Origin of the sequence: Rahnella bruchi, from assembly GCF_003614975.1 — a bacterium.
GTDB lineage: Bacteria > Pseudomonadota > Gammaproteobacteria > Enterobacterales > Enterobacteriaceae > Rahnella > Rahnella bruchi.
In genome coordinates this window covers 199,108-211,716 of the sequence record NZ_QZWI01000002.1, presented here as the reverse complement: position 1 = coordinate 211,716, position 12,609 = coordinate 199,108, and the positions used below count along the sequence as shown (strand labels likewise).

General features: G+C 51.7%; 10 protein-coding genes. 7 read left to right on the top strand and 3 right to left on the bottom strand.

Annotated features, from left to right (window positions below):
- Window positions 1–50: 50 nt before the first annotated feature.
- The 5 genes from D5398_RS06430 (at window position 51) to D5398_RS06410 (ending at window position 5,965) form a co-directional block, all read left to right on the top strand.
- Entirely contained in the window at window positions 51–1,352 is a 1,302-nt protein-coding gene (locus D5398_RS06430) for a carbohydrate ABC transporter permease (RefSeq protein ID WP_162940732.1), read from the top strand.
- A 14-nt stretch (window positions 1,353–1,366) separates the two neighbouring features.
- The gene (locus D5398_RS06425; protein WP_120506861.1) at window positions 1,367–2,218 is read left to right on the top strand and encodes a sugar ABC transporter permease; all 852 of its coding nucleotides are present in this window, start codon (window positions 1,367–1,369) and stop codon (window positions 2,216–2,218) included.
- Window positions 2,219–2,222: 4 nt separating this feature from the next.
- Window positions 2,223–3,434 carry a glycoside hydrolase family 53 protein gene (locus D5398_RS06420; RefSeq protein ID WP_120506860.1) on the top strand — a complete coding sequence of 404 codons (1,212 nt, stop codon included), beginning with the start codon at window positions 2,223–2,225 and terminating at the stop codon, window positions 3,432–3,434.
- Between the two features lie 64 nt (window positions 3,435–3,498).
- Complete coding sequence (locus tag D5398_RS06415; RefSeq protein WP_120506859.1) at window positions 3,499–5,568, top strand: beta-galactosidase; 2,070 nt, start codon at window positions 3,499–3,501, stop codon at window positions 5,566–5,568.
- Window positions 5,569–5,647: 79 nt separating this feature from the next.
- The gene (locus D5398_RS06410) at window positions 5,648–5,965 is read left to right on the top strand and encodes a PTS sugar transporter subunit IIB (RefSeq protein WP_120506858.1); all 318 of its coding nucleotides are present in this window, start codon (window positions 5,648–5,650) and stop codon (window positions 5,963–5,965) included.
- Between the two features lie 255 nt (window positions 5,966–6,220).
- On the opposite strand, the gene D5398_RS06405 is transcribed toward D5398_RS06410, so the two are convergent.
- Window positions 6,221–7,477, bottom strand: coding sequence for a maltoporin (locus tag D5398_RS06405; RefSeq protein ID WP_120506857.1), 1,257 nt, complete (start codon window positions 7,475–7,477; stop codon window positions 6,221–6,223).
- 278 nt (window positions 7,478–7,755) lie between these two features.
- On the opposite strand from D5398_RS06405, the gene D5398_RS06400 reads away from it, so the two are divergent.
- Window positions 7,756–8,826 carry a LacI family DNA-binding transcriptional regulator gene (locus D5398_RS06400; protein WP_120506856.1) on the top strand — a complete coding sequence of 357 codons (1,071 nt, stop codon included), beginning with the start codon at window positions 7,756–7,758 and terminating at the stop codon, window positions 8,824–8,826.
- 63 nt (window positions 8,827–8,889) lie between these two features.
- The gene (locus tag D5398_RS06395) at window positions 8,890–9,366 is read left to right on the top strand and encodes a DUF805 domain-containing protein (RefSeq protein WP_120506855.1); all 477 of its coding nucleotides are present in this window, start codon (window positions 8,890–8,892) and stop codon (window positions 9,364–9,366) included.
- Window positions 9,367–9,485: 119 nt separating this feature from the next.
- Here the strand turns inward: D5398_RS06395 and D5398_RS06390 are convergent, their stop codons facing one another.
- Together D5398_RS06390 and D5398_RS06385 are read right to left on the bottom strand one after the other, a co-directional pair.
- Window positions 9,486–10,916 (bottom strand): EmmdR/YeeO family multidrug/toxin efflux MATE transporter, encoded by a 1,431-nt coding sequence (locus D5398_RS06390; RefSeq protein ID WP_120130895.1) that lies wholly within the window; start codon window positions 10,914–10,916, stop codon window positions 9,486–9,488.
- Between the two features lie 233 nt (window positions 10,917–11,149).
- Window positions 11,150–12,598, bottom strand: a complete 1,449-nt coding sequence (locus D5398_RS06385; RefSeq protein ID WP_120506854.1) for an AMP nucleosidase — start codon at window positions 12,596–12,598, stop codon at window positions 11,150–11,152.
- Window positions 12,599–12,609: the final 11 nt, after the last annotated feature.

The window sequence follows — 12,609 nt, the reverse complement described above, 5'->3', positions numbered from 1 at the left end:
GGAGGGCGTGAATTCACGCCCTCACCAGTGAAAGGAACATCTTTGTGTCTATGCGTCTTCATGAGGAAAACCAGGCGTCACTCTCCGTCAGCCACCATGCACCGGTGGCGCTGGGACTGGCGCTGATCCCCGGTTTTGGGCAGTTCTATAACCGGCAATGGGCCAAGGGAATACTGTTTTTTATCATTCTTATTTGTTTCGCCGGTGTGTTCTATGATTTCCTGCGTCAGGGATTATGGGGGTTATATACGCTGGGCGAAGAAGTGCCGCGTGATAACTCGATATTCCTGTTAGCCAAAGGCATTATCAGCGTATTAATCGGGGCGTTTGGCGTGGGATTTTATTACTGGAGTCTGCGTGATGCGTGGGCAAATGGTAAACGCCGTGATAAAGGCATGGAATTACCCAGCGTGCGTAAGCAATATCATTTGCTGCTGCGCGAAGGATTTCCTTATTTGATGATTACGCCGGGCTTTATATTACTGGTGTTTGTAGTGGTCTTCCCAATTATATTCGGCTTCGCTATCGCATTTACTAATTATAATTTGTATCACACGCCGCCGGCTAAGTTAGTCGACTGGGTAGGGTTCAAAAACTTTATTAATATTTTCACCCTTAATATCTGGCGTTCGACCTTGCTGGACGTCTTGCAATGGACGGTAGTCTGGACGGTGCTGGCGACCACGCTGCAATGTACCGTTGGCGTGATGCTGGCGATCCTGGTGAATCAGAAAGATTTGCGCTTCAAGGCGCTGATCCGCACCGTGCTGATTCTGCCGTGGGCAGTGCCGGGTTTTGTCACCATTCTGGTCTTCGCAGGCATGTTCAATGACTCATTTGGCGTGATCAATAACGGTATTCTGGCCGCTTTGGGCATTGAGCCAAAAGCCTGGCTGACCGATCCGTTCTGGACCAAAACTGCGCTTATCATGATGCAGACCTGGCTGGGCTTCCCGTTTGTGTTTGCGATGACCACCGGCGTATTGCAGGCTATTCCAAACGATTTATACGAAGCGGCGACAATGGACGGGGCGAGCACCTGGAAGAAGCTGAAAACCATTACGCTGCCGCTGGTCTTATATTCCATTGCGCCGATTATTATCACGCAATACACCTTCAACTTTAATAACTTCAATATTATCTATCTGTTTAATAACGGTGGCCCGGCAGTGGCGGGTTCGAATGCGGGCGGAACGGATATTCTGGTGTCGTGGATATATAAGCTCACCATGTCATCTTCACAATACGCCATTGCCGCAACCATTACGATTTTGCTGTCGATATTTGTGGTCGGTATTGCGCTGTGGCAATTCCGTTCAACCAATTCATTTAAACAAGATGATATGGCGTAACCGGGAGAAGGGTAATGAGTAAGAACAGCAGTATTAAAAGAAACCGGTTTATCCGCCTGGGACTGAGTTATTTCCTGTTGCTGATTGTGGCGGTCATTATTATTTATCCGCTGATCTGGACCGTCGGTGCGTCGCTGAATGCCGGTAACAGCCTGCTCAGTACGTCGATTATTCCGGAGAACGTTTCATTCCAGCATTACAAAGACCTGTTTAACGGCGAAGTGAATTACGTTGGCTGGTACTGGAACTCGATGAAAATCAGTTTCCTGACCATGATCCTGACCCTGATTTGCGTCAGTTTCACCGCCTATTCCTTCTCGCGTTTTCGTTTTAAAGGCCGTAAAGACGGGCTGATGCTGTTTTTGTTATTGCAGATGATCCCGCAGTTTTCGGCGCTGATCGCCATCTTTGTGCTGGCGCAGTTACTCGGCCTGATTAACAGCCATCTGGCGCTGGTGCTGATTTACGTCGGCGGCATGATCCCGATGAATACCTATCTGATGAAAGGTTATCTCGACGCGATCCCGAAAGATCTGGATGAATCGGCGCGCATGGACGGTGCGGGGAATTTCCGCATTTTCATCGAGATTATCATGCCGTTATCGAAACCCATCCTGGCGGTCATTGCGCTGTTTTCCTTCACCGGGCCGCTGGGTGATTTCATTCTTTCCAGCACCATTTTGCGTACGCCGGATAAATACACCCTGCCGATTGGCCTTTACAACCTGGTCGCACAGAAGATGGGTGCCAATTACACCCTGTACGCCGCGGGCGCGGTGCTGATTGCCGTGCCGGTCGCCATTTTCTATCTCGCCTTACAAAAATACTTCGTTTCCGGCCTGACGGCTGGCAGTACAAAAGGATAATCCGATGACTTTCTTTTCTGGGAAGATTTTCAATAAAAGCGCAATGGCCTGCGTGTTGCTGGCGATGTCATTTTCAGTTGTGGCGCAGGATGTGGTGATTAAAAAAGTCACCAACGTCCCGGCGGGTTTCATCAAAGGTGCCGATATTTCCACGCTGCTTGATGTGGAAAAGCATGGCGGTAAATTTTTTGATGAGAACCACAAACAGACCGATGCGATGGTTGTCCTCAAACAGAACGGTTTCAACTACGTGCGCCTGCGCTTGTGGGTCGATCCGAAAGACGCGCAGGGGCATCCGTACGGCGGCGGCAATAACGACCTGGCTACCACGCTGGAACTGGCAAAGCGCGCCAAAGCGCAGGGTTTTAAAATCCTGCTCGATTTCCATTACAGCGATTTCTGGACCGATCCCGGCAAACAGTTCAAGCCGAAAGACTGGGAGAAAATGGATTACGCGCAGCTGAAAACCACCATTCATGATTACAGCCGTGAGGTGATCGCTAAATTCCGCGAGCAGGGCACTGTGCCGGATATGGTGCAGGTCGGCAACGAAATGAATGGCGGAATTTTATGGCCGGAAGGCAAAAGCTGGGGCGCGGGCGGCGGTGAGTTTGACCGTCTGGCCGGGCTGCTGAATGCCGCGATTGCCGGTGTGCGTGCTGATGAAAAAAATCCGTCTGACATCAAAATCATGCTGCATCTGGCTGAAGGCACCAAGAATGATACCTTCCGCTGGTGGTTTGATGAAATCGATCAGCGCAAGGTGCCTTACGACGTCATCGGCCTGTCGTTTTATACCTACTGGAATGGCCCGATTTCTGCCTTACAGGCCAATATGGACGACATCAGTAAACGCTACAACAAAGACGTGATTGTCGTCGAAGTGGCGTATGGCTATACCACCCAAAACTGCGACGCGGCTGAAAACAGTTTTACGGAAAAAGAAGCCAAAGACGGCGGCTATCCGGCCACGGTGCAGGGGCAGGCCGATTTCCTCAGCGACATGATCAAAAGCCTGGTCGCGGTACCCGACCATCGCGGCAAAGGGTTGTTCTATTGGGAGCCGACCTGGATTGCCGTCGATGGCGCAGGCTGGGCGACACCTGCTGGTATGACCTACATCAACGACCACTGGAAAGAGGGCAATGCCCGTGAAAATCAGGCGTTGTTCAGCTGTGACGGCCAGGTTCTTCCTTCCATCAAGGTCTTCAATTAGTTCATTTTTCCCCGGTTTCATTGGCCGGGGAGTTTATATTTCTTAAAGTTTCTAAGGACCCAACATGACGAAGTTTCCTCTTCTGAGTAGTAAGATTTCCGGGCTGTTGCATGGCGCGGATTACAACCCGGAACAGTGGCTGGAAAGCCCTGATGTTCTGATCCGCGATGTCGAAATGATGAAAGAGGCACGCTGTAATGTCATGTCTGTCGGAATTTTCAGCTGGTCGGCGCTGGAACCTGAAGAAGGTCATTTTTCGTTTGGCTGGATGGATCAGGTGCTGGACAGATTACATGAAAATGGTATCTCGGTATTTCTCGCCACGCCAAGCGGCGCGCGACCTGCGTGGATGTCGCAAAAATACCCGGAAGTCCTGCGCGTCGGACGAGACCGCGTAAAAGCGCTGCACGGCGGGCGTCACAATCACTGCATGAGTTCGCCGGTGTATGCCGAAAAAGTGCAGCTGATGAACAGCGCGCTGGCGAAGCGTTACGCCCATCATCCGGCGGTGATCGGCTGGCATATTTCCAATGAATACGGCGGCGAGTGCCACTGTAACTACTGTCAGATCCGTTTCCGCGACTGGCTGAAAGCCCGTTATGTCACGCTCGATGCGCTGAACAAAGCCTGGTGGAGCACTTTCTGGAGTCACACGTATACCGACTGGGCGCAAATTGAATCACCGTCGCCGCAGGGTGAAAGCGGCGTTCATGGCCTGAATCTTGACTGGCGTCGCTTTAACACGGATCAGGTTACGCGTTTTTGCAGCGAAGAAATTCGTCCGCTGAAAGCGGAGAATCCGGCGTTGCCGGCGACCACCAATTTCATGGAATATTTTTACGATTACGATTACTGGAAACTCGCCAGCGTGCTGGATTTCATCTCGTGGGACAGCTATCCGATGTGGCACACGCGCAAAGACGATATCGGTCTGGCGGCGTATACCGCGATGTATCACGACCTGATGCGCACGCTGAAACAGGGCCAGCCGTTTGTGCTGATGGAATCGACGCCGAGTTTCACCAACTGGCAACCGGTCAGCAAACTGAAAAAGCCGGGTATGCACATTCTGTCTTCTTTGCAGGCGGTCGCGCACGGCTCGGATTCGGTGCAATATTTCCAGTGGCGTAAAAGTCGCGGTTCTTCCGAGAAATTCCACGGCGCGGTGGTCGATCACGTCGGGCATATTAATACCCGCGTCGGGCGTGAAGTGTCTGAACTGGGCGGGATTTTATCCGCACTTTCGCCGGTGGCAGGCAGCCGAGTGGAAGCCAGAGTGGCGATTATCTTCGACTGGGAAAGCCGCTGGGCGATGGACGATTCCCTCGGCCCCCGCAATCAGGGGCTGGAATATGAAAATACTGTTGCCGGACATTACCGCGCACTGTGGGCGCAAGGCATTGCGGTGGACGTGATCAATGCCGACTGTGATTTAAGCGGTTACGATCTGGTGATTGCACCGATGTTGTATATGGTGCGCGCTGGTGTCGGCGAACGTATCACCGCGTTCGTCCAGGCCGGTGGCCGGTTTGTCGCGACGTACTGGAGCGGCATCGTGAACGAAAGCGATTTATGTTTCCTGAGCGGATTCCCCGGCCCGTTGCGTCCGGTACTCGGTATCTGGTCGGAAGAAATCGACAGCCTGACCGACGATCAGCACAACAGCGTCAGCGGCGTGGAAGGCAATGCGCTCGGATTAAATGGTCCGTACCGCGCCTCTGAGTTGTGCGAAGTCATTCATCTGGAAGGCGCGGCTGCGCTGGCAACGTACGGCGATGATTTTTACGCAGGAACGCCTGCCGTGACCATCAATCTGTTTGGTAAAGGGCAGGCGTATTACCTGGCTTCCCGAAATGATCTGAAATTCCACACCGATTTTTATACCGCGCTGGCGCAGGAAATGAAGCTGCCAAGGGCAGTGGAAGCGACGTTGCCGGAAGGCATGACGGCGGCACGGCGTACTGACGGTGAAAGTGAATTTATCTTCCTGCAAAACTACGCGTCGCAGAGCCAGACCCTCACCTTAAAGGCGGATTACAGCGACATGGTGCATGGCGGAATATTACCGCGCAAACTGACGCTTCCGGCATTTGGTTATCAGATCCTGACACGTCGTTTATCTATTACTTCTTAATTCCATATTTTTAATACCGACGTGCAATCAGGATTTCCGGTTGCACGTTTTTTTTCATTCCTGTAAGAGAGTGTTCATCATGGTAAATATTAAAGACTTTATGCATGTATTCTCTGCGAAGAATAAAGCTCCTGAAAACGAAGTACCGCCATCGACTGACGTGGCATTATTAATTGAGGCGCTTGGCGGACGCGATAATATCGTTACCGTCGATGCCTGCATTACCCGTTTGCGTGTAACAGTAAAGGCGCTGAAGCGGGTGAACTCCGGTGCTATCCAGCAGACTGGCGCGATTGGCGTGGTGATCATCGGTCAGGAAGTACATGCGATATTCGGTAAGCAATCCGACAGCCTGAAGAAATTAATGACTGAGAAATTTGGCTTAAAAGGCAATTAAGGTTTTTATTTAATTCACGCAAAAAATAAAGGCAGCCCGACACAAGGCTGCCTTTATTATTTCTTCTTTTTATTGCGGATAATAATGATGCTGCTGTGCGGAGAAAAAACGTAACGATCCCCTACAAGAGAAATTAAGTTTTTGTCAGTCGCTTTATAACAATGAGGATATTTCTTTTTGTACAATATTACTTCACATTTCCAAAATTATTGGAGTTGTAGCCAACGCAGCAACAGCTACAAGAATGAAGGAAATTTACCACCAGGCTTCGACTTGTACCCCAAAGTTCCACGTATCTGATTTAGTATGATCGTCGAACGTATTGCCATGCTCAGAATCATTCAGATAGGACGCAAACACACGCAGTTCAGGACGTGACATAAACTCAGGACCCGCTGCCAGCCCCATCGCCAGCGTATATTTCTGACCCCCTTGCTTGTAGTTCGAACCGTTTTTGTAATCGTCTTTCTGATAGAACGTACCGACTTCACCGATGGTGCGTACATAATCCGTCCACTGGTATTGCGCACGACCCACCAGAGAAACCAGCTCAGTGGTGTCAGTGTAATCGGTGATGTTTTCGGCATGGCCGTAGGTCAGCACATGGTTAAGGCTGAACTTGCTGGTGATCGGGATAAGGCCGGTGATGATGCCGCGATACCCGGTGGCGTCATTGGTGTAGTTCCACATATCGTACCAGCCCCCGCCCTGCGAAATCATGTTCTGCGCCAGGCCTTTGTTGGCGTACTGCAACACCAGTTTGTTGTAACCGCCCCACATGTCCTGACTGATTTCGCCGGTCAGCATCACGCCGTTATCCGCGTCGTAAAGGCCGCCGTACTCTTTCTGGTCATGCGACAGGTTTGGCATGGCGTAGTCGGCACCGATTTCCATCCATGCGCCGCTCCAGGGTTTGATGCCGGCATAACGCACGTCAATGTAGTTGATGTTCACGTCGTTGTTGCCGTCGACGCGGTAATCCACGTCATTAGCATCGCCACGGATCCAAGCCAGAGACAGTGCGCCTTCGCCCATTTTCAGGTTTTCAATACCTGCACCGGCACCGGAAATGTTCCAGTATTTGGTATCAATGATGTGCAAATCGTGGCGCTGGTAATAACGTTTACCACCCCAGATCACCGCATCTTTGTCCCACGGCACCAGCCCTTTGATTTGCAGATTCAGCTGACGCAGGCCGAACTGTGCGTCGTCATTGACGGTACTTTCATCATCATTTGAACCGTCTGAAACCATGCTGACCATCGAATCGACATAAAAACTGACGTCGTCTTTTTTGTAGACTTCGCTGCCCAGTTCCACTTCGCCGTAAGTGTCGTTTTCGTTGCCCAGGCGACCGACTTTGTTTTTCTGGAATTGCTCCAGACTGCCGCCACCGGAAACGCCAAGTCCGGAACGGAGATACCCGTGAAAATCAATATCGTTTGCCACTGCAGGAGCTGCCGTGAGGGCGAGGGAAACCGCCACAGCCAGAGTGCGTAAATCGTGTTTCATTTGTTATCCTTATAATTGTATGACGTTCACATTAACGGGGCCTATAAGATACCCGGAAACAATAATGATCAATTTTACACATCCTGAATTGTGATTTAGATCCACAAGTTGTGTGTTTAAAATCAACGTCTGGTGATATAAATCACGAATACTCGCAATGTTAACGTATAACTTATGGGCTACATGCTGCTCCAGATTGAACTTTTAAATGGGATCCCTTACTTTGGCTGGATTATCATGAGATTGGGCTACATCACGGGTTGCACGCTGGGGAAAGAATGAAATCAAAAAGTTCGACATTAGAAGATGTTGCCCGCTATGCCGGTGTTTCTTATCAGACGGTTTCGCGGGTGTTAAACAAGTCGGCCAACGTATCAGACGCCACGCGGCAAAAAGTCGAGCAGGCAATTGAAGTCCTGCGGTATGTGCCGAACCGGCTGGCGCAGCAACTGGTGGGAAAACAAAGCTTTACGCTCGGACTGGTGACGACGTCTCTGGCGCTGCACGCGCCTTCTCAGATTGCCGCGTCAGTCAAAAAATACGCGCATCAGGCGGGTTATCAGGTGCTGATCTCCATGATTGATGAGGACGTGAATCAGAGCATTCAGGATTCCATCAATGAGTTGAAATCTCAGCGCGTCGAAAAGGTGATTATCAATATTCCGCTGGAAAGTGCCGAAGCTGAACGCATCTTCGAAAACAACCGCGACATTCTGTGCCTGTTTCTGGATGTCGATCCCACCAGTCCGGTTTTCAACGTGTGCTTCAATCCGGCGGACGGTTCTCGTGCCAGCGTGGAATATCTGCTGGGGCTGGGACACAAAGAATTCGCTTTACTGGCGGGGCCGGATGATTCGGTTTCTTCACGTTTGCGGCTGCAAAGCTGGCAGGAAACGCTGGCAGAGAAGGGCATTGCGCCGGTGACTGTGGTTCACGGCGACTGGAGTGCGAAAAGTGGTTACTACAGCGCGTTGCAGATGTTGCGCGAAACGCCGCAATTTACTGCCATATTGGTCGGGAACGACCAGATGGCGCTTGGCGTGATCAGTGCACTGCATCAGCATAATGTGGCTATCCCGCAGCAGGTATCGATCATCGGCTACGATGACACCTACGACAGCGCATTCTTCCATCCGGCACTGACCACCGTTTCTCTGGATCTCGATTTGCAAAGCAAAGAAGCGGTTGAGCATTTGCTGGCTGAGGAGAAAGAAGAGATGCCTTCGAAAGTGTTGCCTGCCCGACTGGTGGTTCGAAACTCGACCAGCGCGCCGGGAGTGCAGGATAAAGACCTTAATCAGATAGCCGATCAGCTCGATATTCTGGCCCGGCAGTTGCGCGGTCAGTGATAAACCGGTTAAATCCCCAAAAGATTTTAAGCAAACGAATGAACAGCAAAAGGAAGTGAAGCGATGACGGTATGGCAGTGTTATGCGCAGGGCTGGAAAGGGTATGTGAAATTCAGTGGCCGGGCGACCCGCAAGGAGTTTTGGGTTTTCTCGCTGGTGAATATTCTGCTGATGGTCGTACTGACGGCAGGCGTGGCCTTTGTGTACACGCTGATGGGTAATCCATACAGCGTTTTATATGCAGGAATGGCCTACACCCTGTTTGCACTGGCGCTGGCTTTACCGCTGCTGGCGGTAGGTATCCGGCGTATGCATGACATCAACCGCTCAGGCTGGTGGTTTGGCGGAGTTTATCTGGCAGGCGTGCTGTCGCGGTCGCTGAATATGATCCTGGTGCAATACGCGTCCCCGGAAACGTTTGCCTGGATGACGGTGGTACTCGGGATTGTACTGGGGTGGATCCCGTTGCTGGGAATGATTTATTTGTGTTGTCAGAAGTCGCAGCCTGCGCCGGAAACCCAGACCCGCATTGTTGTGTAATGTGATAAAGCAGCGTGATAGCACGTCTGTGCTATGAATAACCGGAGGAGTTTGTCACCCGCTGCGCGGCAAACTCCCCCCGTTTATAAGTCCCCGCCGGCATTCGCTAAATCAAAAAACTATTCGGTTCTTTTCGTTTTTGGGTATTTCCATAGCCAGCGGCCACTTGCCATGCGCCAGTAAAAGAATATCCCGCGTACGATCCAGTCCAGGAACATCCCCAGCCAGATGCCAACCACGCCAAAGCCGAGAACAATTCCGAGGAAATAGCCGACCACAATACGGCAACCCCACATGCCGAGCATCGATACGTACATAGTGAAGCGCGCATCACGGGCGCCTTTTAGTCCGGCAGGTAATACCCAGGAAGCCGCCCAGAACGGCATAAAGGCGGCGTTAAGCCAGACGAGAATTTTTACGACGTCGATGACATCTTGTTCGTTAGTGTAAAAACGTGCCAGCAAACCGGCAAACGGCACAGAAAGGGACGCCAGCACGCACAGCCCGAAAGTGGATAACCAGAAAATATGGCGCAGTTGTCGCTCGGATTGTGCAATTTGTCCCTTGCCCAGACGCGTGCCGACAATGATGGTAGATGCGGAACCCAGTGCATTCCCCGGCAGGTTGATGAGTGCGGCAATCGAGAAGGCAATAAAGTTACCGGCAATGACATTGGTGCCCATACCCGCGACAAAAACCTGCGTCAGTAATTTACCGCCGTTAAACAGCACAGATTCGATACTGGCAGGAATACCGATGCCGAGCACTTCACGCAAAATATTGGTGTTAAGCGGCAGGAAATAACTTTTCAGCGAGATTTTCAGCGACGGATTAAACCCAACCATCAGCACGAAAATGACCGCAATCGCCCCGATGTAACGGGCGATAGTCAGCCCGAGACCGGCACCGATAAAGCCCAAACCGTGCCAGCCGAAGCAGCCATAAATCAGCACGCTGCTGATCACCAGATTGAGAATGTTCATCCCCCCGTTCAGCAACATCGGGATTTTGGTGTTACCGGCACCCCGCAAAGCACCGGAGCCGATCAGCGCGATAGCCGCTGCCGGATAACTCCAGCTGCTCATTTGCAGATAAGAGAGCGCCAGTTCTTTGACTTCCGGCTCCGCATTGCCGGCAATCATGTCGATGATGACATGCCCGGAAAATTGCAGAAGTATGGCGAGCAGCACGGCGAAAACGGTCATGATGGCCAGCGACTGACGTGCGGCTGCTCGGGCGCGTTCGTGATCCAGTTTACCCAGGCTGAAGGCCACAACAACCGTCGTCCCCAGATCGACCGCCGCAAAGAATGAAATCACCACCATGTTAAAGCTGTCAGCGAGGCCAACCCCCGCCATCGCTTCCTTGCCCAGCCAGCTGACCAGAAAAGTACTCAGTACGCCCATCAGCAGGACGCAGGCATTTTCGAAGAAGATAGGAACAGCGAGGGGCGTGATTTCGCGCCAGAACAAAGTACGGTAAGAACGCCGTTTCGGATACCAGGGCGTGCGCTCGATGGCTTTGCGCAAAGAGACGATGACGTTTTGCAAGAGAGTTCCAGTGTGGAAGAAAGTAGAACAGCGTTTTAATTTATGATGGTAAAAGACTTCGCAATATGCAAAGTCTTTTTTGGGAAATCCTTAATTCCCCGTCATATTTCGTGCCGCAGATGCGTTGTCTACGTTTAATAACCCGAATCACTTACTTAATGTAAACTCATCGCGATTATCAAACTTGCCGCCTTCCTGCAACCCGAACTATTTAGGGGAGTTCGGAGCAGTTTTCAGCGGAACGGCGGCTCATTAAACGTACGTAATTTACGTGAGTGCAGGTGATCACCCTCGGCGCGCAGCAGGTCGATAGCGCAGATACCAATTTGCAGATGTTCTGAGATAGCCCCTTCGTAGAATTTGTTCGCCTGGCCTGGCAGTTTGATTTCACCGTGCAATGGTTTATCCGATACGCACAGCAAAGTGCCATAAGGTACGCGGAACCGGTAACCCTGCGCGGCGATTGTCGCGCTTTCCATATCGACGGCGACGGCGCGGCTGAGATTAAAGCGCAGTGCCGACGCAGCGTAGCGCAGTTCCCAGTTTCGGTCGTCAGTGGTCACAACGGTACCGGTACGCAGCCGCTGCTTCACTTCCTCACCCGGCATTCCGCTCATCTTTTTCGTGGCGTCGTACAGCGCGCGTTGCACTTCGGCAATACTTGGGATCGGGATATCCGGCGGCAGGACGGCGTCCAGAACGTGATCATCGCGCAGATAAGCGTGTGCCAGCACATAATCACCAATCGACTGCGTTTCACGTAATCCGCCGCAGTGACCAATCATCAGCCAGACATGCGGGCGTAAGACGGCAAGGTGATCGCAAATGGTTTTGGCATTGGCCGGGCCGACGCCGATATTGACCAGCGTAATGCCTGCTCCGTCTCGGGCAATCAGGTGATAGGCTGGCATCTGATGTTTTTTCCAGGCCAGATCAGACACCGCCTGTTCCGGGTTTTGCGTCTCAGCAGTAATGAATACGCTTCCCGCGCACGCCAGTGCCTCGTAAGGACTGTCAGGATCGGCAATCTGCGCGCATGCCCAGCTGACAAATTCATCGACGTAACGGGTGTAGTTGGTGAAAAGCACATACGGCTGGAAGTGTTCGATCAGCGTGCCGGTGTAATGACGCAGTCGCGCCAGCGAGAAATCAGCACGCAGGGCATTGAAATGCGACAGCGGGAAGATATCGCCCGGATAACTGAGGCCGTCTGCGGTTTCATCACCAATTTGCGAGAGTTCAGTGGTCGGGAAATGCTTTGCCAGTCCGGCACTCATCGAGCGGTCAAGCATCAGATCCGAACCGTCAATCACGTATGAATAGGGGATTTCCTGTTGGGAAGGGACAACTTCAATTACCGCTTCATATTCATCTTCCAGCAGGGAAAGCTGCTCAAGCAGATAGTGACGGAACAATTCAGGGTGTGTGATGGTGTTGGCATAACGGCCGGGATGGGAAAAACGGCCATAGGCACGGGTCGGATTTTTAGCCGGCGTTACGCCGTCCCAGGTAACGCGTAATTCCGGGTAAACAAACAGACCGGCGGCACGCGTATTACTTTCAGGCAGCGTCCCCTCAACGATGAAGTCTTTAATCGCCACCCGTAATGCGGCCACAGAGTTGTTGTACATCTCTTCGAGTTTCTCAATCGCCTGTGAAGCGGTGAGGGACTTGTTATCCATACGTTTTCCTT